Below are 24615 nucleotides of genomic sequence, written 5' to 3' on the forward strand. Positions count from 1 at the left end.
CGCGCCACCGTTCTGGGCAAGGGCTTGGGCGGCGAAAGCCCCGTGTTTTCGCAATGTGGGCTGGATTATGCGAGAATGTCGGGGATCAGCTTGTCCTCGATCCGCGCGATTTCATCCTTCAGCTGGAGCTTCTGGCGTTTCATCCGCGACAGGCGCAGCTGGTCGCAATGCGCCACCGCCTGAAGTGCGGCAATCGCCTCGTCCAGATCGCGGTGTTCCTGACGCAGCACCGCGAGCTTTACCCGTAGCACTTCCTCATGTTCCATTTCGACATGCGCATTCATGATGGCGTCCTAAACATATCTATAACCCCGCTCGGGGCGCCGCGGATGCGGGTGACTCGGCGGGTGTTCACGTTTATTAATACACGATTTTTCGGATTTCAGGAAGGAAATCGACGTTAATCCTTTCATGGCAGGGTCTTGCAGTGTCCGCTTTGCCTGACCATATTGAGATGAAGGGGTTGCCGGATCGCGGGGCCCGATAACCGCATGTCGCTTTGAAAAGGGCTTGCCTGATGACGAAACTGAGCTTTGGATCTCATCCCTATCTGCTGGGCTTTGATCAGCTGGAACAGCTGGTGGAACGCACCGCCAAATCCGGATCGGATGCCTATCCGCCCTATAATATCGAACAGTCCGGACCCGATAGCTACCGGATCTCGCTGGCGGTGGCGGGGTTTGGAGAGGATGACCTGTCGATCACCATGGAAGACCGTGCGCTTGTGATCCGTGGCCGTCAGGGCGATGATCTCTCCGAGCGGATCTATCTCTATCGCGGGATCGCTGCGCGCGCCTTCCAGCGCAGCTTTGTGCTGGCCGATGGTGTCGAGGTGGCGGGCGCGTCGATGGAGAACGGGCTCTTGCATGTGGATCTGCGCCGCGTGATCCCCGATCCGGTCGTGCAGACCATTCCGATTTCGAAAAAATAAGCAGGCAGGAGGACTTGTGATGAATACCAAATTCAACTTCGCCCCCGAAGACCAGACAGAGCGTCTCGCCTATATCCGTGCCGTGGATGCGGGCGAGCTGCCCGAGGATATCAAAGCGCAGCTGGGGGAGGTGAAGCAGCTTTACGCGCTTCACGCCTCCGATGGCGAGCGGCTGGCGCTGGTGAAGGACCGTGAGATGGCTTTCATTCTGGCGCGCCAGAACGATCTTGCGCCCGTTACGGTGCACTGAGTTGACAGGGCGGCCTCAGGCCGCCCTTTGCCGTTTGCCGGCGGATAACAGATCCGCGCCGAGCTGGCGGCGGATCTTTCCCGGTAGGTCGGGATAGGCCAGCGGGCCATAGCTTCCCGGCAGATCCTGCAGATGCGGTAGCGCCTCATGGATATGGCGATGGCAGGCGGGTCCCAGCATGTTCCACGCCTGGGATCCGGGATAGAGAGTTTCGAGCCAGGCGCCTTCGGCCATGATCGCCTCGTGATACTCGGTCAGGATGTGCCAGTAGTTAATATGCGCGCGCGGTGCAGGGCGGATATCGGGGTGCAATCCGCATAGATGCCGCGCGGCCACGAAACCGTGGCAGTAGCCTGTCAGTTCCTCGAGCGCCGGATGTCCGACCAGCACGCGGTGATGGGGGGAGAGGTAGAGCGGACGATGATTGCCGATGCTGCCCTTGCCGAAACGGATCGGTGCGGCCTTGCCGGTTGCCACGACCGTGCGGCAGCCGACCCAGACGACAGCGGCGGCTTGCCCGCCATGCGTTATCAGCCTGTCATCTGTCGTGATCGTCTCGACCGGTCGCGGCCCTTCGGTGGTCATCACCATGCTGTTTTCGGCAAAACAGACGAAAGGATCATCGATATGCGAGATCGTGACCCCGTCATATTCAACGCCATCCCATGTTCCGAGGGTGACCGAGTCGACATTCTGGTAGTTCACCCCGTTGGGTAGCGAGCTATCCAGCAAGCGCGCGCTCCATGTGCCGTTGGTATAAAGCGTGACCTCCATATCAAGGCCGGTATAGGTGACTCCGTTTACCGTGATGGATGAATTCGAATAGCGTGCGATTTCATGCGCAAAGAGCGTCAATTCCTCGATGACGATTGTGTCGTTGTCATCGGCCCGGTGGACATCATCGCTGTCGTCATCCCAGATATAACCGTCGTTATCGGCGTCATGCAGGGTAACTTCGACATAGCTGTCGGGATCGACCGACAGACCGTTACCGGATGTGTCGAGGTTATTCTGCTCGGTGAGGGAGGCACCGGGCCATAAGCTCGAGGCATACCAGCCCCAGGAATTTATATCGGACATAGCAAATCGTTACTGTAATAAAGGACACGATTGCTTACCTGTTGCGCCCCTGCCAATTCTTTAATTTATGTGATCATACTAACCTAAATATCAGATGTATATTTTGTAAAATTCTAGTGTTTTCAACATGCTGAATTGTTGGGCACGAAAAAGCCCCCGACGCTGGAGTCGGGGGCTTTCGCTGTCCGCTTAAAAAGTCGTGTTACTCGGCCAGACCCTGCTCGGCCAGCCAGCGCTCTGCATCAAGCGCCGCCATGCAGCCCATGCCGGCGGAGGTAACGGCCTGACGATAGGTGTGATCGGTCAGATCGCCTGCCGCGAACACGCCTTCGATCGATGTGCGGGTGGAGCCCGGTTCAACCCAGACATAGCCGCCATCTTGCAGTTTCAGCTGGTCTTTCACCAGTTCCGATGCGGGCGCATGGCCGATGGCCACGAAGAAGCCGTCACAGGGGATCTCGCGCTCGGCACCGTCTGCGGTGGATTTGACGCGCACGCCGGTCACGCCCAGCGGGGCCTCGGTGCCGAGGACCTCCTCAACGGTGTGGTTCCAGACAACCTCGATCTTGGGGTTCTTGAACAGGCGTTCCTGCAGGATCTTCTCGGCACGGAAGAAGTCGCGGCGGTGGATCACCGTAACCTTGGAGGCGAAATTGGTGAGGAATAGCGCCTCTTCCACCGCGGTATTGCCGCCGCCGATGACCACAACTTCCTTGCCGCGATAGAAGAACCCGTCGCAGGTGGCGCAGGCCGAGACGCCGAAGCCCTGGAACTTGTCTTCCGAGGGCAGACCCAGCCATTTGGCCTGTGCGCCGGTGGCCAGAACCACGGCATCGGCCTCGTAGGTGGTGCCCGAGTCGCCACGCGCTTTGAACGGGCGCTGCCCCAGATCGAGCGAGGTGATATAGTCACCGATGATCTCGGTGCCCATCGCGCGGGCATGCTCTTCCATCTGAACCATCAGATCGGGGCCTTGGACCTCCGTGTGGCCGGGCCAGTTCTCGACTTCGGTCGTGATGGTCAGCTGGCCGCCCGGTTGCAGGCCCTGCACCAGAACCGGCTGGAGCATTGCCCGCGAGGCATAGACGCCTGCGGTATAGCCAGCAGGGCCGGAGCCGATGATGAGAAGTTTGGTTTTCTTGGTCGTCTCGGACATGCGGATCTCCTGAGATTCCTGTCTTGCAGCGGGTTTGTTGCGGATATAGACACCTCCACCTGCAACGAAAACCCCCGAGCGGGGCAGAGCGGCAGAATGAAGCGGATCTGTCACCCGTCTTCGTGATGAAAAACATTGCGGCATGTCGCGCGATTGCGCTTGCAGTCAAATGTGTGAAATATTATTGCGCGACTGTGAAATATTCGATAGTTTTCGGCGCAAGGCGGAGGTGTATTCATGGCCAGTTCAAAGCTTGACGAAATCGACCGGAAGATTCTGGCCGAGTTACAGGCCGACGGTCGTATGACGAATGTCGAACTGGCGAAACGCGTCGGGATCTCGGCACCGCCTTGCCTGCGCCGTGTGCGCACGCTCGAGGAGGCCGGTTATATCCGCGGTTACCACGCGGATGTGAACCCGCGCGAGCTGAATTTCGAGGTGCAGGTCTTTGCCTCTGTGCGGCTGCATTCGCAATCGGAGGCCGATCTGGCCCAGTTCGAGGCGCTTTGCAATGCTTGGCCGCTGGTGCGCGAGTGCCACATGCTCAATGGCGAGATCGATTTCATCCTGAAATGCGTGGCGCCCGATCTCTCGACGTTCCAGAGCTTCCTGATGAGCCATCTGACCGCGGCAGAAAACGTGGCGAGTGTGAAGACCTCGCTGGTGATCCGTTGCGCAAAGGACGAGCCGGGTGTGCCCTTCGATGTGCTCGAGAGCCGTCTGGCAAAACAGGCCTGATCGCCCTTGAGGCGGTGGTGGAGGGGCGCTGCCCCTCTTGGCGGCAGGGCCGCCAATTCACCCCGGGATATTTAGGGACGCTGGAAGGGCCTGTTTTGCGCAGGGATATGTGACCGGCTGTGTGAATTTGCCGGTGTGAAACTTTCGGAATTCGGGCTACACTAGGGTTTATGGACAAGCCTCTTTCACTCTGGTCTCGGATCGCGGCGGCGATCGCTTCTCTCGCACGGGGGGAGGCGCTGTCGGATGTGTTCGACCAGCTGCGCGCGCCGCCCGAACGGTCGGTGGCTTTCACCATTGCGGTCATCGCGCTCGGAGCGAAGATGGCCAAGGCGGACGGGCAAGTGACCCGTAACGAGGTGGAAGCGTTCCGGCGGATTTTTTCCATTCCAGAGGACGAAGAGATCAATGCCGCGCGGGTGTTCAACATGGCGCGCACCGATGTGGCGGGGTTCGACGCCTATGCGCGCAAGATCGCGGCGATGTTCGGTGAGGGCAATCAGGTCCTGAAAGACGTGCTCGAGGGGCTGTTCGCGATTGCAGTGGCCGATGGGGATTTCCACGAGAACGAGGAAGTTTTCCTGCAGGAAGTGGCACGGATCTTCGGGTTGAAGGAGTGCTGCTACCGGGCGCTGCGGGCGAGTTATGTGGCGGGGTCCGATCCTGATCCGTGGACCGTGCTGGAGGTGGAGCCCGGAGCGAGCCTCGAGGAGGTGCGCCGGGCGTGGAAGGCGGCGATCCGTGAGGCCCATCCCGACCGGGCGATTGCCCGTGGTATGCCCGAGGAGGCTGTGCGTCTGGCCGAGGACCGTGTCGTGGCGCTGAACCGCGCATGGGAAGAGATCCGCGCGCGACCGGAGCTGGCCTGAGGGCATCATGACCCGCGATATGAACCTGCGGATTGCCACCTACAATGTGGAATGGTTCACCAATCTGTTCGATCGGGATGGCAGGCCCGCTTTTGACGACCGACCCATGCGGCACGGGCAGGTGAGCGCACGGGAGCAGGCGGAGGCCATCGCACGGGTGATGGCGACGGTGGATGCCGATCTCATACTGGTGGTCGAGGCGCCCGATGACGCGGTGGGGCGATATACGCGGGTAAGCCTCGAGATGTTTGCCGCAGCCTTTGGCCTGCGCACCCGCGCCTGTCTGCATGGCATGGCAAGCACCACGGCACAGGAGATCGCGCTTCTCTATGATCCCGACCGGGTCCGGGTGGGGCTCTCGCCCGAGCCCGGACGGCATCCGGTCCCGAAAGTCCACGGACTGAGTTCGGGCGATCATGTGTTCGACAAGCCCCCGCTCGAGGCGGTGGTGCAGGCGGGGGCACAGGATTTCCATCTGATCGGGGTGCATATCAAATCGAAAATCACCCATGGCGAGACAGCGAGCAATATGCACCGTCTGGCGTTGCGCAACCGTCGCAAGCAGTTGGCGCAATCGCTCTGGTTGCGCGAGCGGGTCGAGCAGCTTTTGGAGGAACGTAAATCGGTGATCCTGCTGGGAGATCTGAATGACGGGCCGGGGCTGGATGAATACGAGGAGATCCTGGGCCAGTCGGCGCTCGAGGTGATTGCCGGGCAGCTGGGCCCCGGGCACTATCTTCTGCATGATCCACATGCGCGGATCGGGACCGCGCCGACACTTGCGCAGCCGGCCTCGGCGCGGTTCTGGTCGGTGGCCGAGCAGCAGTATTTCGGGGCGATCGTGGATTACATCATGGTGTCGGGCGATCTGTGCGCCAACCGTCCGGCATGGCGGATCTGGCATCCGTTCGATGATCCGGCCTGCTATAGGGATCCGGAACTGCGCGACGCGCTGCTGGCGGCATCGGACCATTATCCGGTTTCGCTGGATCTGGTGGTGCATGCCCCGCCCGAAAGCGGGGCATAGGGTCAGGGCTGGGTAATCACCGCTTTGACACCGAGCGAGCTGCACAGCGATGAAAACCGCGATTCGGTTACCTCGCCAAAGAGTTCCGCGCCTTTCGAGGTCAGTTTCAGCTCGAGGATCTTGTCCTCACGATGGCGGACCAGACGTCCGGCATCGCCGGGATCATCGATCGAGAACATCGCCGCGAAGCGCATCGCCTTTCCGAGGATCTCGGCCTCGCGGATCTGGTCCTTGGACAGCAGCTTGAACAGGTCCTGATGGGCCGAGTTCGAGCGGTTGTTCTTGTAGCGGTGCAGCAGGGCAAGGCCGATCAGCACCCGTTCGGGATGCGAAAGCGCGGCCATATTGGCACGGGTCACATTCTCGAAACAGGCATCGGCGCGGTAATCGGGATGGGTGCGCCATGTCGTGTCATGCAGAAGGCAGGCGGCGCGGATCACCCGATAGGTTTCGGGCGGCACCTCGCCCCAGATCGGCTGGATGAAGCTGTGCATCTTCTTGCCGAAACCGGGCATGCGGGCGGCGCGGCGCTCGGCATGGCGGCAGGCCTCGATCAGCGGATCGCGCTTGCGTAGCCTGTCGGGCATCTGTTCGTAAAGAAGCCCCTCGCGGATTCCGTAGGACGAGACATCGATCTCGGCAGGCTGGAAGACCGCCACCAGCTCGCGCAGCACCAGCGCCGCATAGGGCACCAGATCCATCCGCGCCGAGCCGATCCCCGTGCTTGCCCGCAGATCCGACAGAGCCGCGCTTTCGATCATATCGATGGTCTTGCCCACGGCCTCGGGTGTCATGCGGTATTCATGCAGCACCAGAAGCGGATATTTCTCGCGTTCCATATCGATGCGGGCAATGGCGCGCCACGAGCCACCCACCAGATAGATACGCTCGTAACCGGTGCCGACCTCGGCGGCGAGCCGCTGCATCGTGTCCTTGATATGCTGGATCTGCGCCGCGCGGTCGCCCACCAGCTGCAGACGGAAGGGGCCCAGCTGCGAGGAGACCCGCCGCCAGACCTTGCCGTCGCGCACCTCGGCCAGTTCCATCGAGTTGCCGCCGATATCGCAGATCAGGCCATTGGCATCGGGCCAGCCCAACAGGACGCCCTGCGCCGAGAGCCGCGCTTCCTCGGGGCCGTCGACCACATGGATGGTCAGGCCGGTCTCGTTCTCGATCAGGCGGTGGAATTCCGGCCCATCCTCGGCATCGCGCATGGCTGCGGTGGCCACGCAGGTCAGCGAATTGACCTTCATGCCCTTGGCGAGCGCTGCAAAACGGCGCATCGCGGTGAGCGCCCGCGTACGGCCTTCGGGGTTCAACCGACCGGTTTCGGCCAGCCCCTGTCCCAGACCCGCCATGACTTTCTCGTTGAAGAAATAGGCGGGCGAGCGGGCCGCGCCGTCAAACACCACCATCCGGATGGAGTTGGAGCCGATATCGACGACCCCCACACGGCTGAGTGCGCGAATCGAGGGGTCGTCGAAGAGCGGTTTGCCAAAGGGGTCCCACTCGTCGTTGTCAGTGCTGTTACCGACGGCCACTATATCTGCCATCTGAGCCTTCCGGACTAAACAAACTTCGCCCAAACATTAGGCTTAGTCGAAGCTATGGGCAAGCTTTGGAACGTCACTTGCGCCCGCAGAGCCCCGACCGGAAAGCGAGGGGTTCTCCATGAAGAAGCGGTGGCAGTTGAAAAGCGTCTGGTTATCTTCCGGAAGATGGCGGATGAACTTGCCATCGGGTTGCAGGATCCAGCTCTGGGCCTCGTCGGCCATGTTGGCCGCCATGATCTGCTCGGTGATCTGCGCTTTCACGGTGGGGTTGGTGGCCTCGACCAGTGTCTCGACACGGCGGTTGAGGTTGCGGCCCATCCAGTCGGCAGAGCTGAAGAAGACCCGCGCCTTCTTGGAGGGCAGCCCGTGGCCATTGCCGAAACAGACGATGCGCGAATGTTCCAGATAGCGGCCTACGATGGATTTCACGCGGATATTCTCGGACAGCCCCTTGATGCCGGGGCGGATGCCGCAAATGCCGCGGATCACGAGGCTGATCTTCACGCCCGCCTGACTGGCGGCGTAGAGCGCGTCGATCACCTCGGGGTCGATGATGGAGTTCATCTTGCCCCAGATCTCGGCAGGTTTGCCGGCCTTGGCAAATTCCGCCTCGCGGGCGATCATCTCCAGAAGGCGCGGCTTCAACGTATGGGGCGAGATCGCGAGGTTCTCGAGATTTTCGGGCTGCACATAGCCCGAGAGATAGTTGAAAACCTTGGTCGCATCGCGTCCCAGCGCATCATCACATGTGAAGAAGCTCAGGTCGGTATAGATCTTGGCCGTGATCGGGTGATAGTTGCCGGTGCCGTAATGGGTATAGGTCACGAGGCTGTCGCCCTCGCGGCGCACCACGGTGCTGATCTTGGCATGGGTCTTGTAATTGGTGAACCCGTAGACCACATGCGCTCCCGCACGCTCGAGCATGCGCGACTGGCGGATATTGGCGGCCTCGTCGAAGCGCGCCTTCAGCTCTACCAGTGCGGTGACCGATTTGCCGTTCTCGGCGGCCTCGCAGAGCGCCGAGACGATGGGCGAGTTCTTGGAGGTCCGGTAAAGCGTCTGCTTGATGGCCAGCACATTGGGGTCATTGGCCGCCTGCGTCAGAAAGCGCACCACCATGTCGAAGGTCTCGTAAGGGTGATGGAGCAGCATATCCTTCTGGCGGATCGCCGCGAACATATCGCCTTCGTGGTCCTGTACGCGCTCGGGGACGCGCGGCGTGAAGGAGGGCCACAGGAGATCGGGCCGGTCGTCGATGATCAGCTCTTTCAGATCGGCCACGCCCAGAAGACCGCGCACCTCGACCACCTCGTCTTGCGTCACATGCAGCTCGTCCATGATGACCTGATGCAGGCTCTCGGGCGCTCCTGCGGTGATCTTCAGGCGGATCACCTGACCGCGGCGGCGGCGTTTGAGGGCCGTCTCGAACTCGCGCACCAGGTCCTCGGCCTCGTCCTCGACCTCGAGGTCGCTGTCCCGCAGCACGCGGAAGGCGCAATGGCCGCGCTCGCGGAAGCCGGGGAAGAGCGAGTTGAGATGCAGGAGGAGCACATCCTCGAGCGGCAGGAACCGCGCCTCGCCGGGCAGGCGCACAAAGCGGTCGATCTGCTGCGGGATCGGCAAAAGCGCCTGCATCCGGCGTTTGTCGCCCGGGCGTTCCAGTTCGAGCGCCAGACAGAAGCCCAGATTGGGGATGAAGGGGAAGGGATGTGCGGGATCGATCGCCAAGGGCGAGAGCACCGGAAACACCTTCTGCAGGAAGTGGTTGCGCAGGAAGACGAGGTCATCCTCGGTCAGGGTCGCGCGGGTCACCACATGGATGCCCGCCTCATCCAGCTCGGCGCGGATCTTGTTCCAGCTCGATTGCTGCATATCCATCAACTGGCGGGCGTCCTCGTTGATCAGCTGGAGCTGCTCGCGCGGGGTCAGGCCGTCATGGGAGGGCAGGTTGTTGCCCTCGCGCACCAGCTCGCGCAGCCCCGCCACGCGGACCGTGTAGAATTCATCAAGGTTCGTGGCCGAAATCGAGACGAAGCGCAGCCGCTCCAGCAGCGGCACGCGCGGATTGGTCGCCTCTTCCAGAACCCGCCAGTTGAACGCGAGCCATGACAGCTCGCGGTTGAAGAAACGTCCGGGGCCGGAGATAACCTCTTCGGGAAGCTCGACGGGCGCGGGAAACGGGGTTTTGAGAAAATCAGCCTGTGTCATGCCGCGGTTATTGCCCTGAGTTGTAACGGAAAGATGACGGTTTGATTAATCTTCTTCGTGAAGCCCGAGACTGTCCAGAACATCGGAGGCCAACGAGCGGGTAATCGCCCGTTTTTCCGTAAGTGACCTTGCGTCAAGCGCGCCCACCAGCGCCCGTGCCGTGGCCAGCGACCGGTCCATCCGGCTGACGAGCCACGGGATCAGCGTGACCGGCACATGGATCTGGCGATCGGCGAACATCTTCACCAGCACGGCGGCCAGAAGCGCGTCATCGGGTGGCATGATCTTGGCGGAAGTGGTCGCCTCCATCCGTGAGCGCAGATCGGGCACCACGAGGCCCCAGTCGCGCGGCGGCGTGCGCGCGGTCAGCAGGAGCTTCACGTTTTCGGCCTGACAGAGATTGCACAGATGGAACAGCAGCGATTCGCGCTCGCGCGTGCCCGCAATCTGGTTGGCGTCATCCACAACGATGGCACCGGCGGTCGCCAGCCATGGCGCGTCGTAATCGGCCAGCTCGCGGGCAGGGATCAGGGGGGCACGGTTGGCATCGGCCCAGATCTGCGCGAGATGGGTCTTGCCCGCGCCCGCATCGCCCGTGAGGATCATCCGTCCCGAGGTCCAGCTTTCGGGTGTGTCCAGCATCGCCAGCGCCAGCGCATTGGCCTGTGCGACATAGTAATCCTCGCGCCCCTGCGACTGGCGCAGCGGCAGGTCGAATATCAGCTGTCTGCCCATTATCCTGCCTCCCCCGGTCTGGCCGGGCCGCCCGCCTATTTGGTGAAATCTTCCGGCGGAAGATCCTTGGCGCCGACCCCTTTGTAAAGCGGTCCCTGCATGTACTGCTGGATGCCGAAACGTGCAAGCACGCCGAGCATCGCCGCAACCGGAACCGCCACCAGCATCCCCACAAATCCGAAGAGCGTGCCGAAGGCCGAGAGCGCGAAGATCAGCCACAAAGGATGCAAGCCGATGGAATTGCCCACGAGTTTGGGCGTGATGATATTACCCTCGAGGAACTGGCCGATGGCGAAGATCCCCGCGACGATCGCGATATGCCACCATTCGCCCCAGAACTGGAACAGCGCCAGCCCGATGGCCAACCCACCGCCGATGATCGCGCCGACATAGGGAATGAAGGTCAGCGAGCCCGCGATCGCGCCTGCGATCAGCCCGAAATTCAGCCCCGCCAGCATCAGTCCAACAGCGTAGAACGTGCCCAGGATCAGGCAGACCGTGACCTGCCCGCGCACGAACCCCGATAGAACACGGTCGATATCGCGGGCAATGCCGCGGATGGTCTCGGCGCTCTGACGCGGCAGCATGCGGTCGACCTTGGCCACGATCGGATCCCAGTCGAGCAGCATGTAGAAGGCCACGACCGGCACCACTACGATGAAGACCACGAAATTCACCACACCCATAGCCGAACTGAGCACCGTTGTGGCCAGCTCGCCACCACGGCTCTGGATGGTCTGGCCGATAGAGACGAGCGCATCATTGACCGGCGAGCCGTTCTCCACAAGCTGCGGGAAATTGGTGGTCAGGAAATCCTTGAGACGGGTAAAGATCTGCGGCGCGGTGGCGATCAGCTGTGTCAGCTGGTCGACAAGGAGCGGGATGATCGCGATGCCCAGCACCACGAAGATCAATGTGGCGGTGACTGCGATCACCGTGGTGGCCAGCGCCCGCGACATGTATTTCTCGAGCCGGTCGGCCAGCGGGTCGAGGAAATAGGCGATGGCGCCGCCCACGATGAAGGGCAGGATCACATCTCCCATCAGCCACAGCGCCAGAAGGAAGACCACGATGGCAATGGACCAGATGAGCGCTTGGTTGCGCATTGTGAAAGACATGATTGCTCCAGAAAAAATACTCGGGCAGAATGGCAGTATATGAGGCAAACGCAACCGCTCGATGATGCCATTTTAGGGCGGATCGAAAACACGGCAAGAACCGATACGTCCGGCAACAAGGACGACAGTCTAACGTGGCGCTTGAGAAAAGGTGATCGGAGGCGCGGGATGCAGGGCTTGCATCCTTTGCCTATGGTCGGCATGTCATGCAAGGCGCCTAAGCAGGAGCAGCAGATGAAGACCCTTATCGCTATGGTGATCGCGTCCATTTCCGTGGCCGTGACGGCGCAGGCAGAGACCGCGCGCGCCGATCTGGTGGATGCCCAAGGTCAGGCGCTGGCCTCGGTGACGGTGGCCGATCTTGCCCCCGAGGATGGCTCGGTGCGGCTGATGCTGGCCACGATCGAGCTGACCAAGGGGGATCATTTCGGGGCAGGGGTGGAGCTGGCCTCCACCAGCAGCTGCGGATCCGCGCAGGGCATGCTCCTGATCCCGCAGGCCGATCTTGTGGCACAAGGGGAACACCCCGCGCTGCCCATGCCCGCGCTCGGGCGCCAGAAGGCCGAGTTCATTCTGGCCGATACCGATGTGCGCAGCGCCTTTCTTGCGCGCAAGACCCGCGCGATCAGCCTGCGGCAGGACGGTGTGCAGCTGGCCTGTGCGATGTTCGAGCCGGTTTCCGACGGGCCGGATAGCGCCTCCACGGATCTCTGAACGCGGCACGGCGCGGTTGCTCTTGCCCAAGGGCGCTATATCGGCTAGCCCCGAGCGCAGTTTAACATAACCGACAGGGACCGTCCGTCATGCGCCTTTCCCGCTACTTTCTTCCCGTTCTGAAGGAAAACCCGTCCGAGGCGCAGATTGCCTCGCACCGGCTGATGCTGCGTGCTGGTATGATCAAGCAGCAGCAGGCAGGGATCTATTCGTGGTTGCCGATGGGCTATAAGGTCCTGCGCCGTCTGGAACAGATCGTGCATGAGGAACAGGTCCGCGCGGGCCATATTCCGGTGCTGATGCCCACGATGCAATCGGCCGAACTCTGGCAGGAATCGGGCCGCTATGATGCCTATGGCCCCGAGATGCTGCGCATCAAGGACCGCCACGGCCGTGACATGCTTTACGGGCCCACCAACGAGGAGATGATCACCGACATCTTCCGCGCCCATGTCGAGAGCTACAAATCGCTGCCGATGACGCTCTACCAGATCCAGTGGAAATTCCGCGACGAGGTCCGCCCGCGGTTCGGCGTGATGCGTGGCCGCGAGTTCTTCATGAAAGACGGCTACAGCTTCGATCTGACCAAGGAAGATGCGCTCCATGCCTATAACCGCCATATGGTCTCCTACCTGCGCACCTATGAGCGCATGGGCCTGACCGCGATCCCGATGCGTGCCGATTCCGGCCCGATCGGTGGCGACAATACCCACGAGTTCCTCGTGCTGGCGCCTACGGGCGAGTCGGAGGTGTTCTACGATTCCAACGTGACCGACCTGACACTGGGCGATCGCGAGGTGGATTACGACAATCGCGACGAGGTCGAAGCGATCTGCAAGGAGTTCACCACCCTTTACGCCCGTACCGACGAGACCCATGACGAGGCGATCTTCAACGAGGTCCCCGAAGAGCGTCGCAAATCGGCCCGCGGGATCGAGGTTGGCCAGATCTTCTATTTCGGCACCAAATACTCGGAATCGATGGGCGCCAATGTGCAGATGCCCGATGGCTCCAAGGTTCCGGTCGAGATGGGCTCGCACGGGATCGGCGTCTCGCGTCTGGTCGGCGCGCTGATCGAGGCGAACCACGACGAGAAGGGCATCATCTGGCCCGAGGGCGTGACACCCTTCCATGTGGGCATCGTGAACCTCAAACAGGGCGATGCGGCCTGTGACAGTGCCTGCGACGCGCTCTATGCCGCGCTGACCAAAGCCGGTCTGGACCCGCTCTATGACGACCGTAACGAGCGCGCGGGTGCCAAATTCGCGACGATGGACCTGATCGGTCTGCCGTGGCGCGTGACCATCGGCCCGCGTGGCGTGGCCGCCAACAAGGTCGAACTGACCTCGCGCCGCACCGGCGAGAGCGAGGAAATGTCGGCCGAGGCCGCCGTGGCCAAGATCATCGAGATCTACGCCAAGCACCGCTGATCCGCGCCTCTAGCGTTTCTGGAACGCCCCGGCTTGTCCGGGGCGTTTTGCTTTGCGTGCCTGACGTTCCTGATTGAAAAGATCAGGAAAATAGGGCATGAACGGGCCGTCTCAAGGAATGTGCCCATGATGTCCCGTTCTCTCGTTCTTGCGGTTATCGCGCTCTGGCCTCTGCAGGCATCCGCCCAGGAAGGGCCGGTAAACCTCTGGGCTGATTGGGGCGAGACGCTGTTCCATGATACGGAGCTTTCACAGAACGGCTCGCAATCCTGCGCGACCTGCCATGATCCGTCCTTCGCCTTCACCGATCCACGTGAATCAGAGGCGGGAAAGGCGGTCTCGCTGGGCGATGATTTCGAGAGCCTTGGCGACCGGAACGCGCCGACGCTGGGCTATACCTCCTTCTCGCCCGATTTCGCGATGGACGCTTCGGGGATCTATCGCGGCGGTCAGTTTCATGACGGACGCGCCAGGGATCTGGCCGAGCAGGCGCGCGGGCCGCTGTTCAACCCCGTCGAGATGGCGCTGCCATCCCCCGAAATCTTCGCGCAGCGTCTGGCGGAAAACCCCGATCAGGCGCGGATGGCGCGCGAGGTGGCGGGGATCGCGGACCTCGAGACCGATCCCGAGGCCACGCTTGCCGCTGCGACCAAGGCATTGGCCGAATTTCAAAGCACCGAGGATTTCGCGCCTTTTGATAGCCGCTATGACCGGTTCCTGCGCGGCGAGATCGAACTGACCGACGAGGAGGAACTGGGGCGCATCCTGTTCTTCTCGCAGCAATTCACCAATTGTAACCAGTGCCACCAGCTGCGCGCCACACCCGGCGAGGCGGGCGAGACCTTCTCGAATTACGAATACCACAATATCGGTGTGCCGGTGAATACGGCGGTGCGCGGGCTCAACGGCAAGGGAGAGGGCTTCCTCGATCGGGGGCTTCTGGACAATCCCGCGATCACCGATCCGGCGCAGGCCGGAAAGTTCAAGGTGCCGACCCTGCGCAACGTGGCCGTGACCGGCCCTTATATGCATAACGGAGTGTTTTCCGACCTGCGCACGGTGATTCTGTTCTACAATACCTATAACACCAAGCGCCCCGAGCGGCATATCGACCCCGAGACCGGCGCGCCCTTTGCGCCGCCCGAGATCGCGCAGAATATCTCGCTCGACAAACTGGAGATGGGGCCTGCGCTCGATGATCAGCGGATCGATGCGCTGGTGGCCTTCCTCAGGACCCTGACCGATGCGCGTTACGAGCATTTTCTGGAAGAATGATGTCGGCAGTTTGATGCGGGTGGCCCTCGCCAGCGCTTGACCTTTGCTCCGCACGCCGCAACTGTGCCGCGCGGTTACGTTTATCGGAGAGACCATATGGCTGGCCAAAGCAGGCCCTTCTCGGCGTTTGAGTTTATGATTGCCTGGCGCTATTTGCGGGCAAGACGGGCCGAGGGCGGGGTCTCGGTGATGACCTGGATCAGCCTGATCGGCATCACGCTCGGGGTCGCGGCCCTCATCATCACGCTGGCCGTGCGTGCGGGCTTCCGCGCGGAGTTCGTCGATACCATTCTGGGCGCCAATCCGCATGTGACCGTTTATTCGGCCCCGACCGAGGTGGTCGAGGGCTCGGGCGTCTATAGCCGCATCATCCGCGACTATGACGAGCGCGCCAAACGCATCGCCGCCATTCCGGGTGTGACTGATGCCGCTCCCATCGTGAAGGGGCAGGTCATGGCCACCTTCGATGACCGCAACAATGTGGGGCAGGTCTTCGGGATCCGCCTTCAGGATCTGGAAAAGATCCCCGGCGTGGCGCATTCCGACGAGGCGATCGGGTCGCTGGACAATTTCGATCAGGGTATCGCCATCGGCGCGGGTATGGCGCGGGATCTGGGGATCGGTGTGGGCGACAAGCTGCGGCTTCTCTCGCCCGAAGGGGCCAAGACCGCCTTTGGCACCAGCCCGCGGGTCTCGGCCTATACGGTTACCTATATCTTCTCGGCGGGGCGTTACGATATCGACCAGACCCGCATCTATATGCCCTTCAAGGAAGCGCAGAGCTATTTCAACCGCGAGGGTGGCGCCGACGAGATCGATGTCAGCGTGACCGATCCCGAGAATGTGGATGACTGGACGCCCCAGCTGATGGAGGCGGGCGGCGAGGGCACCATGCTCTGGTCGTGGCGCGACAGCTCGGGGAGCTTCCTCAAGGCGCTGACGATGGAAGACAACGTGATGTTCATTATCCTCTCGGTGCTGGTGCTGATCGCCTCGATGAATATCACCTCCGGCCTCATCATGCTGGTCAAGAACAAGGGCCGCGATATCGGGATCCTGCGGACGATGGGGCTGACCGAAGGCTCCATCCTGCGCGTGTTCTTCCTGTGCGGGGCGTTTACGGGTATCATCGGCACCTTCGCAGGGCTGATCCTCGGGGTCGTCTTCTCGCTTAATGTCCAGCATATCATCGACGGGCTGAACGCGCTCAATGGCGGCGATGTCTGGGATGCCTCGGTGCGCGGCATCTACGAATTGCCCGCCAAGCTGCAGGTGATGGATATCGTCAAATCCGTGGGGCTCTCGCTGGGCCTGAGCTTCATCGTGACCATTTTCCCTGCCCGCCGCGCGGCGCGCCTGAACCCTGTGGAGGCCCTGCGCTATGAATGATGTCCTGCAACTCTCGGGGATCGAGAAGATCTATAACCGCGGCACGCCGAAAGAGATCGCCGTGCTGCGCGGTCTCGATCTGTCCATCGCACCGGGGCAGGTCGTGGCGCTGGTTGCGCCCTCGGGCACCGGCAAATCGACGCTCCTGCATATCGCGGGCCTTCTGGATACGCCCGACACCGGCGGAGTGATGATCGATGGCGAGGATCTGGGCCGCGCTTCCGACAAGCAGCGCACACAGGCACGGCGCAACTCGCTGGGCTTTGTCTATCAGTTCCACCACCTGCTGCCCGAATTCACCGCCGAGGAGAACATCATCCTGCCACAGCTCGCCAACGGGATTGCGCGTAGCGAGGCCACGGCCCATGCGCGCTCGCTTCTGGAACGGGTGGGACTCAAGGATCGCGCCAGCCACCGTCCCTCGGCGCTATCGGGGGGCGAGCAGCAACGCGTGGCCTTCTGCCGTGCACTGGCCAACAAGCCTCGGCTTCTTCTTGCCGATGAGCCCACGGGCAATCTTGATCCCCAGACCTCGGACACGGTATTTGCTGCCCTTATGGACCTTGTGCGGGAGACGAATCTCTCCGCTCTGATCGCGACCCATAATCTGGATCTTGCGAAGCGGATGGATCGGGTTCTCCGGCTCGAGGAGGGAGTTCTGAGGGAATAAGATGGACCTATACGGTATCAAGACCTGTGATACCTGCCGCAAGGCCCGCAAGGCGCTGGAACAGGCGGGCAAAGAGGTGGCGTTTCACGATATCCGCGAGACGCCGCTGTCGCAGGATCAACTGGAGGCTTTTTATGCGGCCTTCGGCGACAAGCTTCTGAACAAATCCTCGACCACATGGCGCGGGCTCAACGAGGATGCGCGGTCCGGACCCGTTCTGGACCTGCTGGCAGAGCACCCGACCCTGATGAAGCGGCCTGTCATTGTGGCCAATGGGGCGATGACACTCGGCTGGACCAAAGACGCTCAAAGCCACTGGTTTTAAGGGGCTGGCGGGAACTTTCTCTGCCAGCTCACGTTTTCTAGCCAAATATGCCGCCGGATGCGTCGGAATTTTTAACCGTCGTCGTTCATAGTGGTGAAGATTAGGAAGTAACGGAAGGATTCCGTATGGTTCAGCTTAGCAGCCCTGCCCAGATTATGTCTGCGCCAGTCCGCCCGGTTGCCTCAGTGCGCCCTGATTACTGGACACATCTCGCGTGGATCACGGCAGGAGCGACGCCGCTTTGTGCATGGCGTCATGCGGCCAATCTGCCGACCGCAAGTCTGGCAGAGGCAATCGGGATATCCCCCGCGCGTCTTGCCCGGATCGAGGGCCGTCAGGAGACACTCGGGGCCGATATCCGCCGCCGGGCCTCCGAGGTGCTCGGGGTGCCCGAGACAGATCTCAGCGAATGAACGCCTGAACAGGCATGGTAGACAACGCGCCCGTGTGGCGCGTTTTTCTTTTGCGGCACCGCACGCACCGGCAAAACAGCGCAGCCCCATGCGTATCTCGTGGCCGGACACGAAAAAACGGCCCGAAATTCGGGCCGTTCAGATGCGTCTATAGTCAAAGCTCAGAGAACTTTGAGGTCACCAGCAGAGGCACGACCGTCACGGCCGCTGATCAGTTCGTACTCGATTTTCTGGTTGTCGGCGAGGCCGGTCAGCCCTGCGCGCTCGACTGCAGAAATATGCACGAACACATCCTTGCCGCCTTCATCGGGCGCGATGAAGCCGTAGCCTTTGGTGGTGTTGAACCATTTTACGGTGCCAGTGGCCATTCCCGTATCTCCTTCAGGTCTTCCCGGCGGCGATATTGCAACCGGGCCGCGCTGCCTGGTCTTCCAAGTCGCCCGGCAGCCTAAGGGCACGGGGTAGAAAGTCAGCGTTACACGCATCTACGAAGATGAAGCATGTGCATGAAAATGCAATGACGAAATGGCGAGGAAGCGAACTCCCTCACCTTTCTGTGATGTTGCACTGCGGCATGGCCGGATTTGCCCTAAAAATCAGCGCAGATCAGGGGCCATAGCTTCCGATGCGAGCGTTGCGAGAACGTCATCGAGCGCAACGATCTCGGTCCGGTTCTCGCCCAGCTTGCGCACCGAAACGGTGCGGTCCTCGACTTCTTTCATCCCGATCGCGAAGATATAGGGCACTTTCCCGAGACTATGCTCGCGCACCTTGTAGTTGATCTTCTCGTTGCGGGTATCGGCCTCCGCACGGATGCCGCGGGCTTTCAGGGCTTCGGTCACTTCGCGCACATAGTCATCGGCATCCGAGACGATCGAGGCCACAACAACCTGACGCGGCGCGAGCCACAGGGGCAGCTTGCCTGCGAAGTTCTCGATCAGCATGCCGATGAACCGCTCGAACGAGCCCAGAACCGCGCGGTGCAGCATGACAGGGCGGTGACGCTCGCCATCCTGACCGATATAGCTCGCATCCAGACGCTCGGGGAGGTTAGGGTCCACCTGCAGCGTGCCGCATTGCCATTCACGCCCGATCGCATCGGTCAGGGTGAATTCGAGTTTGGGGCCATAGAAGGCACCTTCGCCTTCCTGGATCTCGTATTCATAGCCCGCGTGGTTGCACGCATTGCCGAGGGCGGCCTCGACGCGGTCCCAGCTTTCTTCGGAGCCGATGCGCTTCTCGGGACGGGTCGAGAGCTTGATCGTCCAGTTGTCGAAGCCCAGATCCGAATAGATACCGGCGAGGAAGCTGATGAATTTCGCGGTTTCCGTCTCGATCTGGTCTTCCGTGCAGAAGATATGCGCGTCATCCTGCGTGAAGCCGCGCACACGCATGATCCCGTGCAGCGCGCCCGAGGGTTCATAGCGGTTGCACGAGCCGAACTCGGCCATGCGCAGGGGCAGGTCGCGATAGGATTTCAGCCCCACATTGAACACCTGAACGTGGCAGGGGCAGTTCATGGGTTTAAGCGCATTAACGGTTTTCTCGCGGGCATGATCCTCGTCCACTTCGACGATAAACATGTTCTCCTGATAGTTTTCCCAGTGGCCCGAGGCTTCCCACAGCTTGCGGTTCACTACCTGCGGCGTATTCACCTCGACATAGCCGTCAGCGCGCTGCTTGCGGCGCATATAGTCCTGAAGCGTCGTGTAGATGGTCCAGCCATTGGGGTGCCAGAAGACCTGACCGGGGGCCTCTTCCTGCATGTGGTAGAGGTCCATCTCGCGGCCCAGACGGCGGTGGTCGCGCTTGGCGGCCTCTTCCATCATCGTGGTCCAGGCGCTCAGGTCTTTCTTGGACTTGAAGGCCACGCCATAGATGCGCTGCAGCATCGGGCGGGTCGAATCGCCCAGCCAGTAGGCGCCCGCCACATGGGTCAGTTTGAACGCATCGGCAGGCACCTGGCCGGTATGGACAAGGTGCGGACCACGGCAGAGATCCTGCCAGTCGCCATGCCAGTACATCCGCAGATCCTCGCCCTCGGGGATGCGGTTGACCAGCTCGACCTTGAAGGGCTCGCCCCTGTCCTCGTAATATTTGATCGCATCCTCACGCGACCACAGCTCGGTCTTCACCGGCTCGCGGGCATTGATGATGTCGCGCATCTTCTTCTCGATTACCGCGAGGTCTTCGGGAGTGAAGGGCTCGGCGCGGTCGAAATCGTAGAACCAGCCATTGTCGCGGACCGGACCGATGGTCACTTTCACATCTGGCCAGATCTCCTGCACGGCGCGGGCCATGATGTGGGCCAGATCGTGGCGGATCAGTTCCAGCGCGGGCGCGTCATCGGACATGGTGTTGATGGCGATCTGCGCATCCTGCGTGATCGGCCATTGCAGATCCCAATGCTGGCCATTCACCTGCGCGGAAATCGCTTTTTTCGACAGGGATTTGGAAATGCCTTCGGCGACTTCCAGAGCCGTAATGCCGGCATCGACCTGCTTCTGGTTTCCATCGGGGAAGGTGAGGGTAATCTGGGACATCTGTCGTCCTCCTCGTCGGTTTGGCGCCCACGGAACGCCCGGTTGCAAGTTATGTTCGTGCGGGCCTTGTGCGACCGGCGGCCTGTGGTGTCAAGTCTCAGAAATGGATTGCCCCGCAGAATCGGGGGATTAGACGGAACCGCGTGCTCACGGCGCCGTTATCCGTGGAAGCCAAAGCGAGGTCCCCATGCCCAGCCAGTTCAGCCGGTCCCTGTTCAACCGTCTTGTCGATGATCCTGACCGCGATGGCGGGTTGGAGGCTGCACCATTGAAGGCCGAACCGGCCAATTTCCTGCGCCACATCGTGGGCTTGGCAGCCACGAAATCGGCAGACGGGCTGATTGACCCCAAACTGGTGCTCAGCTGGCTCCTGAACCATCTGGGCGCCGGGGCCTTCTATGCCGGCCTTCTGGTGCCCGTGCGCGAGGCAGGGGCGCTTTTGCCACAGATCTTCACGGCCGCGCTGATCCACGAGCGCGGTCGGCGCAAATGGGTCTGGGCTCTGGGCGCGGCGGTGCAGGGGCTGGCAGCGGGCGGGATCGCGCTGGCGGGGTTACGGCTCGAGGGTGCGGTCGCGGGGATGGTCATCGTGGCGCTGCTGGCAGTGCTGGCGGTGGCGCGCTCGGCCTGTTCGGTGGCCTATAAGGACGTTCTGGGCAAGACCATCGGCCAGAGTCGCCGCGGCACGGTCACGGGCACGGCCTCGACCATTGGCTCGGCGGCAGTGGTCATCTTTGCGCTAATGCTGCTCTTCATCTCCGTGGATCGCTACGCGCTGGTCGAGGTGGCGATTGGTCTGGCGGCCATCGGCTGGATTCTCGGGGCGGTGATGATGGCGCTGATGGTCGAGGAGGATGACGGCGGCACCGGCGAGAGCGGGTTGCCCAACCCATGGACCCTGATGCGCGAGGACCGCCAGCTGCGGCTCTTTGTCATCGCGCGCTCGTTATTGGTGGGAACGGCTCTGGCGCCGCCCTATCTGGTGTTGCTGGCGGCCAAGGGAAGCCAAGATTTTGCCGAGCTTGGCGGGCTTGTGCTGGCATCATCTGTGGCTGCGGTCCTGTCGGCCTATATCTGGGGGCGGCTCTCAGACCGCTCCTCGCGCCGTGTGCTGATCTATGCGGGGCTTGCAGCCGCCGTGGCGCTGGCGCTGGCGCTGGGGCTCAACGCCTCGGGCCTCGCACAGACCGTCTGGGCGATGCCCTTGGTGCTCTTCTGCCTGATGCTGGCCTATCATGGGGTGCGTCAGGGACGCTCGACGCATCTTGTGGATATGTCAGGCCCCGGGGAGCGGGCCGATTACACCGCCGTCTCCAATACAGTAGTAGGGCTCTTCCTGCTGATCGCGGGGGCAGGGGCTGCCGCATTGGGAAGTGTCTCGGTGCCCCTTGTCATCGGGGTCTTTCTTGTGATGTCTGTGGCGGGCGCTTGGATTGCAACGAAACTGACCGAGGTTCAGACATGACCGATTTCCTGACCACAGCCGAAGGCCGCAAGATCGGCTATAACCGTATCGAGGGTAGCGAGCCGGGGATCGTGTTTCTGGGTGGCTTGCGCTCGGATATGGAGGGGACCAAGGCGCTGGCGCTCGAGCAATGGGCCAAGGCGCAGGGCAAGGCCTTTTTGCGCTTCGATTATTCCGGTCATGGCGTGTCATCGGGCACATTCGAGGAGGGCGCGATCGGTGATTGGTTCGAGGATGCGATGGCCGCAATCACCACGTTGACCTCCGGCCCGCAGGTGTTGGTCGGCTCGTCGATGGGGGGCTGGGTTTCGCTTCTGGTGGCGCGCACCATCCCCGACCGTGTGGCGGGGCTTGTGACGATCGCGGCTGCTCCCGATTTTACCGAGGACGGATACTGGGCAAGCTTTAACGAGGCCACGCGCGAGAAACTCGAACGCGAGGGCCATATCGCCATACCGTCAGAATACGGGGCGCCGATGATCATCACCCGCCGCCTGATCGAGGATGGCCGCAACCGGCTGGTGCTGCGCGATCCGCTGTCGCTCCCCTTCCCGACGCGGCTGTTGCAGGGCACCGATGACGAGGCCGTGCCCTATGACTGGGCGATCCGGCTGCTGAACCACGCGGATTGCCCCGATCTGACCCTGACACTGGTCAGGGGGGCCGATCACCGTTTCTCGGACGAGGATTGCCTGAAGATGATCGAACGCGCCGTGGCGGATGTGCTGGCGCGTATTCCCTGACGGCACGACCGGCAGTCCTCCCCGGTGCCGCAGGCGCGGCGAAAACATGACGGGGACATGACGTTTGCGCTTCAATCCTCTGGCTCCATCGGTCACATTACGCGTAAGAGCGGGCAAGCCGCCGAGGGTGGAGAAGGGAATTCGAGCAATGACCGCTGAACCGCTGGTTCTGCTGCCGGGCTTCATGAGTGACGCGCGGCTCTATTGGCATCAGTTGGCCGAGCTTTCGGCCGAGCGCGCCGTGATGGTCTGTCCTTTGCGCGGCGACAGCATCGAGGATATGGCGCGCAGCGTTCTGGCCGAGGCACCGCCGCGTTTTGCGCTGGCGGGGCACTGGCTGGGGGCGCTGGTGGCCATGGAGGTTCTGCGGCAGGCGCCCGAGCGTGTGACGCGGATCGCGATGATCAATGTCTCGCCGCTACCCGAAACCCCCACGATGGCCGGGCTGCGCGAACAGCGCATTCTGAAAGCCAAGACGGGGCGTCTTGATGATGCGATGCTCGAGGAGGTGCCCGCGAGTGCTCTGGCCGAGGGCGAGAGCCGGATCAATGTGCAAGCGATGATGCTGGATATGGCACAGACGCTCGGTCCCGACCGTTTTGCCGCGCAGTCCCGCGCGCTGATGCGCCGTCCTGACCAGCAGCGGCTTCTGCGCAACTCGCCTGTGCGGGCGCTACTTCTTTGCGGCGTGCATGACACGATCTGCCCGCCGCGCAGACACCAGTTCCTGGCCGAGCTGATCCCGCATGGAACCTATACCGAGATCGCGCAGGCAGGGCATCTTACCCCTCTCGAACAGCCCGAAGCGGTGACATCCGCGCTGCGTGAATGGCTCAACGCCCCTGTATCATTCAAATAATCGATTTAAAATTTGTTATTTGTTAATGTTTCTCCGACAGTGTTGTCGAGGAGAGGCAGAAAGAACTTTTGCGCCTCTATTCTCTTATTTACGGTGAATAGTGTGTTCTGTTTTTTCATTGCCTTACACGAAGGCGATCAATGGCGAGGAGGGCCAGATGATCCATATCGTGAGCTGCACTTTCAGAACGAGCGGTCTCGTCTATGATCATCGCCAGATGTCGGGTGGCGCAATCCGCGTCACGGCGACCGATAGCGGGCGTGATTTGGTCAAATGCAGATTCTTCGGGGTTGGACGCGAGAAGGGGAGCCAGCCTGCAAATGATGTGCTCTGCTGTCCCGCTTTCTCGAAACCGTCATCGCGGGCGGCCTCTGGTATGAACGGGGCGGATGCCGTGCTCGACCGGCATATGGCAGAGGCCCGGCGCGTGGACGAGCTGATGCGGATGATCGAAGGCGCGCTGAATGGCGGACTACCACGGCAGGACCATCCCTGAACGTAACCCTGCGAACAAAAACGCGGCCTCTGGGGCCGCGTTTTTGTTTTTGCTGTTTCAGACGCCGCGCGAGAGCGCCGCGACACCTGTGCGGGCCACATCACTCAGGCCCAAGGGGCGCATCAGCTCTGCAAAGGCGTCGATCTTTTCCGGCGCGCCGGTCATCTCGAAGACAAAGCTCTCGAGCGTGGAATCGACCACATTGGCGCGGAAGATCTCTGCAAGCCGCAGTGCCTCGATCCGCTTGTCGCCAGAGCCTACCACCTTGATCAGTGCCAGCTCGCGCTCGACCGCCTGACCCTCGAGCGTCAGGTCGATCACCTCATGGACCGGCACGATCCGGCCAAGTTGTGCCTTGATCTGCTCGATCACGGCAACGGTGCCGCGGGTCACGATCGTGATGCGCGAGCGGTGGCCCTTGTGATCGGTCTCGGCCACGGTGAGGCTGTCGATATTATAGCCGCGCCCCGCGAAAAGCCCGATCACGCGGGCCAGAACGCCCGCCTCGTTTTCCACGATCAGCGCCAGAGTATGGCTTTGCACCACATCGGAATGGAAATCCCGCAGGTCATAGGCCGAATGGCTCGTGGAGCCTTGTTTGATGTTCAGAGCGGCCATGGCCGGTCTC

At 61.7% G+C, this 24615-nt stretch carries 26 protein-coding genes; 16 read left to right on the top strand and 10 right to left on the bottom strand.

Translation table 11 applies throughout. From position 1 onward, the window contains the following. Positions 1–65 precede the first annotated feature (65 nt). Positions 66–284 (bottom strand): DUF465 domain-containing protein, encoded by a 219-nt coding sequence (locus tag WDB91_RS07965; protein WP_339107863.1) that lies wholly within the window; start codon positions 282–284, stop codon positions 66–68. Between the two features lie 233 nt (positions 285–517). On the opposite strand from WDB91_RS07965, the gene WDB91_RS07970 reads away from it, so the two are divergent. Both WDB91_RS07970 and WDB91_RS07975 read left to right on the top strand, forming a co-directional pair. After that, positions 518–931, top strand: a complete 414-nt coding sequence (locus tag WDB91_RS07970) for an Hsp20 family protein (RefSeq protein ID WP_339112044.1) — start codon at positions 518–520, stop codon at positions 929–931. A 19-nt stretch (positions 932–950) separates the two neighbouring features. Further along, entirely contained in the window at positions 951–1181 is a 231-nt protein-coding gene (locus WDB91_RS07975) for a DUF1150 family protein (RefSeq protein ID WP_339112045.1), read from the top strand. 15 nt (positions 1182–1196) lie between these two features. On the opposite strand, the gene WDB91_RS07980 is transcribed toward WDB91_RS07975, so the two are convergent. Both WDB91_RS07980 and trxB read right to left on the bottom strand, forming a co-directional pair. Next, the gene (locus tag WDB91_RS07980; RefSeq protein ID WP_339112046.1) at positions 1197–2261 is read right to left on the bottom strand and encodes a Hint domain-containing protein; all 1065 of its coding nucleotides are present in this window, start codon (positions 2259–2261) and stop codon (positions 1197–1199) included. Positions 2262–2463: 202 nt separating this feature from the next. Then, positions 2464–3417: a thioredoxin-disulfide reductase gene (gene trxB, locus WDB91_RS07985; protein WP_339112047.1), complete on the bottom strand. Its 954-nt coding sequence runs from the start codon at positions 3415–3417 to the stop codon at positions 2464–2466. A 237-nt stretch (positions 3418–3654) separates the two neighbouring features. Between trxB and WDB91_RS07990 the strand changes: the two genes are divergently transcribed. The 3 genes from WDB91_RS07990 to WDB91_RS08000 all read left to right on the top strand — a co-directional run bounded on the left by WDB91_RS07990 (position 3655) and on the right by WDB91_RS08000 (position 6051). After that, a complete protein-coding gene (locus tag WDB91_RS07990) occupies positions 3655–4155 on the top strand; it encodes an Lrp/AsnC family transcriptional regulator (RefSeq protein WP_339112048.1) in 501 nt (166 codons plus the stop codon). Positions 4156–4325: 170 nt separating this feature from the next. Beyond that, on the top strand, positions 4326–5024 hold the full coding sequence (locus tag WDB91_RS07995) for a TerB family tellurite resistance protein (protein ID WP_339112049.1): 699 nt from the start codon (positions 4326–4328) through the stop codon (positions 5022–5024). Positions 5025–5031: 7 nt separating this feature from the next. After that, positions 5032–6051 carry an endonuclease/exonuclease/phosphatase family protein gene (locus tag WDB91_RS08000; RefSeq protein ID WP_339112050.1) on the top strand — a complete coding sequence of 340 codons (1020 nt, stop codon included), beginning with the start codon at positions 5032–5034 and terminating at the stop codon, positions 6049–6051. A 2-nt stretch (positions 6052–6053) separates the two neighbouring features. Here WDB91_RS08000 and WDB91_RS08005 read toward each other — a convergent pair whose 3' ends face one another. Genes WDB91_RS08005 through WDB91_RS08020 form a run of 4 tightly spaced genes read right to left on the bottom strand, consistent with a single transcriptional unit; the run spans position 6054 to position 11665 of the window. Continuing rightward, a complete protein-coding gene (locus WDB91_RS08005) occupies positions 6054–7604 on the bottom strand; it encodes a Ppx/GppA family phosphatase (protein ID WP_339112051.1) in 1551 nt (516 codons plus the stop codon). A gap of 42 nt (positions 7605–7646) precedes the next feature. Next, entirely contained in the window at positions 7647–9812 is a 2166-nt protein-coding gene (locus tag WDB91_RS08010; RefSeq protein ID WP_339112052.1) for an RNA degradosome polyphosphate kinase, read from the bottom strand. Positions 9813–9857: 45 nt separating this feature from the next. Further along, a complete protein-coding gene (locus WDB91_RS08015) occupies positions 9858–10547 on the bottom strand; it encodes a DnaA/Hda family protein (protein ID WP_339112053.1) in 690 nt (229 codons plus the stop codon). A 35-nt stretch (positions 10548–10582) separates the two neighbouring features. Beyond that, on the bottom strand, positions 10583–11665 hold the full coding sequence (locus WDB91_RS08020) for an AI-2E family transporter (protein WP_339112054.1): 1083 nt from the start codon (positions 11663–11665) through the stop codon (positions 10583–10585). A 234-nt stretch (positions 11666–11899) separates the two neighbouring features. Here WDB91_RS08020 and WDB91_RS08025 point away from each other — a divergent pair, with 234 nt between their 5' ends. From WDB91_RS08025 to WDB91_RS08055, 7 genes are all read left to right on the top strand, one after another. Continuing rightward, a complete protein-coding gene (locus WDB91_RS08025; RefSeq protein ID WP_339112055.1) occupies positions 11900–12379 on the top strand; it encodes a hypothetical protein in 480 nt (159 codons plus the stop codon). A gap of 89 nt (positions 12380–12468) precedes the next feature. Beyond that, the gene (gene proS, locus WDB91_RS08030) at positions 12469–13809 is read left to right on the top strand and encodes a proline--tRNA ligase (protein WP_339112056.1); all 1341 of its coding nucleotides are present in this window, start codon (positions 12469–12471) and stop codon (positions 13807–13809) included. A gap of 126 nt (positions 13810–13935) precedes the next feature. Beyond that, positions 13936–15084 carry a cytochrome c peroxidase gene (locus WDB91_RS08035; RefSeq protein WP_339112057.1) on the top strand — a complete coding sequence of 383 codons (1149 nt, stop codon included), beginning with the start codon at positions 13936–13938 and terminating at the stop codon, positions 15082–15084. 96 nt (positions 15085–15180) lie between these two features. Further along, entirely contained in the window at positions 15181–16473 is a 1293-nt protein-coding gene (locus WDB91_RS08040; protein ID WP_339112058.1) for a lipoprotein-releasing ABC transporter permease subunit, read from the top strand. Continuing rightward, the gene (locus WDB91_RS08045) at positions 16466–17143 is read left to right on the top strand and encodes an ABC transporter ATP-binding protein (protein ID WP_339112059.1); all 678 of its coding nucleotides are present in this window, start codon (positions 16466–16468) and stop codon (positions 17141–17143) included. Before WDB91_RS08040 ends, WDB91_RS08045 begins: the two co-directional genes overlap by 8 nt. A gap of 1 nt (position 17144) precedes the next feature. Further along, on the top strand, positions 17145–17468 hold the full coding sequence (locus WDB91_RS08050) for an ArsC/Spx/MgsR family protein (protein WP_339112060.1): 324 nt from the start codon (positions 17145–17147) through the stop codon (positions 17466–17468). A 125-nt stretch (positions 17469–17593) separates the two neighbouring features. Then, the gene (locus WDB91_RS08055; RefSeq protein ID WP_339112061.1) at positions 17594–17881 is read left to right on the top strand and encodes a helix-turn-helix domain-containing protein; all 288 of its coding nucleotides are present in this window, start codon (positions 17594–17596) and stop codon (positions 17879–17881) included. Between the two features lie 161 nt (positions 17882–18042). Here WDB91_RS08055 and WDB91_RS08060 read toward each other — a convergent pair whose 3' ends face one another. Further along, positions 18043–18249 carry a cold-shock protein gene (locus tag WDB91_RS08060; RefSeq protein WP_339112062.1) on the bottom strand — a complete coding sequence of 69 codons (207 nt, stop codon included), beginning with the start codon at positions 18247–18249 and terminating at the stop codon, positions 18043–18045. A 228-nt stretch (positions 18250–18477) separates the two neighbouring features. Then, positions 18478–20424, bottom strand: coding sequence for a threonine--tRNA ligase (gene thrS / locus WDB91_RS08065; RefSeq protein ID WP_339112063.1), 1947 nt, complete (start codon positions 20422–20424; stop codon positions 18478–18480). Positions 20425–20611: 187 nt separating this feature from the next. Here thrS and WDB91_RS08070 point away from each other — a divergent pair, with 187 nt between their 5' ends. The 4 genes from WDB91_RS08070 (at position 20612) to WDB91_RS08085 (ending at position 23987) form a co-directional block, all read left to right on the top strand. After that, a complete protein-coding gene (locus WDB91_RS08070; RefSeq protein ID WP_339112064.1) occupies positions 20612–21889 on the top strand; it encodes an MFS transporter in 1278 nt (425 codons plus the stop codon). Next, positions 21886–22632, top strand: a complete 747-nt coding sequence (locus tag WDB91_RS08075) for an alpha/beta hydrolase (RefSeq protein WP_339112065.1) — start codon at positions 21886–21888, stop codon at positions 22630–22632. Before WDB91_RS08070 ends, WDB91_RS08075 begins: the two co-directional genes overlap by 4 nt. A gap of 148 nt (positions 22633–22780) precedes the next feature. Next, positions 22781–23491 (top strand): alpha/beta fold hydrolase, encoded by a 711-nt coding sequence (locus WDB91_RS08080; protein ID WP_339112066.1) that lies wholly within the window; start codon positions 22781–22783, stop codon positions 23489–23491. A gap of 157 nt (positions 23492–23648) precedes the next feature. Next, positions 23649–23987, top strand: coding sequence for a hypothetical protein (locus WDB91_RS08085; protein WP_339112067.1), 339 nt, complete (start codon positions 23649–23651; stop codon positions 23985–23987). Positions 23988–24044: 57 nt separating this feature from the next. On the opposite strand, the gene ilvN is transcribed toward WDB91_RS08085, so the two are convergent. Then, positions 24045–24605: an acetolactate synthase small subunit gene (gene ilvN / locus WDB91_RS08090; protein WP_339112068.1), complete on the bottom strand. Its 561-nt coding sequence runs from the start codon at positions 24603–24605 to the stop codon at positions 24045–24047. Positions 24606–24615 lie beyond the last annotated feature (10 nt).

The organism is Thioclava sp. GXIMD2076 (assembly GCF_037949795.1).
In the GTDB taxonomy this organism is placed as follows: domain Bacteria; phylum Pseudomonadota; class Alphaproteobacteria; order Rhodobacterales; family Rhodobacteraceae; genus Thioclava; species Thioclava kandeliae.

Coding starts and splice junctions, on each gene's coding strand:
- WDB91_RS07965 (WP_339107863.1), bottom strand. CDS start 284: ATGAATGCGCATGTCGAAATGGAACATGAGGAAGTGCTACGGGTAAAG.
- WDB91_RS07970 (WP_339112044.1), top strand. CDS start 518: ATGACGAAACTGAGCTTTGGATCTCATCCCTATCTGCTGGGCTTTGAT.
- WDB91_RS07975 (WP_339112045.1), top strand. CDS start 951: ATGAATACCAAATTCAACTTCGCCCCCGAAGACCAGACAGAGCGTCTC.
- WDB91_RS07980 (WP_339112046.1), bottom strand. CDS start 2,261: ATGTCCGATATAAATTCCTGGGGCTGGTATGCCTCGAGCTTATGGCCC.
- trxB (WP_339112047.1), bottom strand. CDS start 3,417: ATGTCCGAGACGACCAAGAAAACCAAACTTCTCATCATCGGCTCCGGC.
- WDB91_RS07990 (WP_339112048.1), top strand. CDS start 3,655: ATGGCCAGTTCAAAGCTTGACGAAATCGACCGGAAGATTCTGGCCGAG.
- WDB91_RS07995 (WP_339112049.1), top strand. CDS start 4,326: ATGGACAAGCCTCTTTCACTCTGGTCTCGGATCGCGGCGGCGATCGCT.
- WDB91_RS08000 (WP_339112050.1), top strand. CDS start 5,032: ATGACCCGCGATATGAACCTGCGGATTGCCACCTACAATGTGGAATGG.
- WDB91_RS08005 (WP_339112051.1), bottom strand. CDS start 7,604: ATGGCAGATATAGTGGCCGTCGGTAACAGCACTGACAACGACGAGTGG.
- WDB91_RS08010 (WP_339112052.1), bottom strand. CDS start 9,812: ATGACACAGGCTGATTTTCTCAAAACCCCGTTTCCCGCGCCCGTCGAG.
- WDB91_RS08015 (WP_339112053.1), bottom strand. CDS start 10,547: ATGGGCAGACAGCTGATATTCGACCTGCCGCTGCGCCAGTCGCAGGGG.
- WDB91_RS08020 (WP_339112054.1), bottom strand. CDS start 11,665: ATGTCTTTCACAATGCGCAACCAAGCGCTCATCTGGTCCATTGCCATC.
- WDB91_RS08025 (WP_339112055.1), top strand. CDS start 11,900: ATGAAGACCCTTATCGCTATGGTGATCGCGTCCATTTCCGTGGCCGTG.
- proS (WP_339112056.1), top strand. CDS start 12,469: ATGCGCCTTTCCCGCTACTTTCTTCCCGTTCTGAAGGAAAACCCGTCC.
- WDB91_RS08035 (WP_339112057.1), top strand. CDS start 13,936: ATGATGTCCCGTTCTCTCGTTCTTGCGGTTATCGCGCTCTGGCCTCTG.
- WDB91_RS08040 (WP_339112058.1), top strand. CDS start 15,181: ATGGCTGGCCAAAGCAGGCCCTTCTCGGCGTTTGAGTTTATGATTGCC.
- WDB91_RS08045 (WP_339112059.1), top strand. CDS start 16,466: ATGAATGATGTCCTGCAACTCTCGGGGATCGAGAAGATCTATAACCGC.
- WDB91_RS08050 (WP_339112060.1), top strand. CDS start 17,145: ATGGACCTATACGGTATCAAGACCTGTGATACCTGCCGCAAGGCCCGC.
- WDB91_RS08055 (WP_339112061.1), top strand. CDS start 17,594: ATGGTTCAGCTTAGCAGCCCTGCCCAGATTATGTCTGCGCCAGTCCGC.
- WDB91_RS08060 (WP_339112062.1), bottom strand. CDS start 18,249: ATGGCCACTGGCACCGTAAAATGGTTCAACACCACCAAAGGCTACGGC.
- thrS (WP_339112063.1), bottom strand. CDS start 20,424: ATGTCCCAGATTACCCTCACCTTCCCCGATGGAAACCAGAAGCAGGTC.
- WDB91_RS08070 (WP_339112064.1), top strand. CDS start 20,612: ATGCCCAGCCAGTTCAGCCGGTCCCTGTTCAACCGTCTTGTCGATGAT.
- WDB91_RS08075 (WP_339112065.1), top strand. CDS start 21,886: ATGACCGATTTCCTGACCACAGCCGAAGGCCGCAAGATCGGCTATAAC.
- WDB91_RS08080 (WP_339112066.1), top strand. CDS start 22,781: ATGACCGCTGAACCGCTGGTTCTGCTGCCGGGCTTCATGAGTGACGCG.
- WDB91_RS08085 (WP_339112067.1), top strand. CDS start 23,649: ATGATCCATATCGTGAGCTGCACTTTCAGAACGAGCGGTCTCGTCTAT.
- ilvN (WP_339112068.1), bottom strand. CDS start 24,605: ATGGCCGCTCTGAACATCAAACAAGGCTCCACGAGCCATTCGGCCTAT.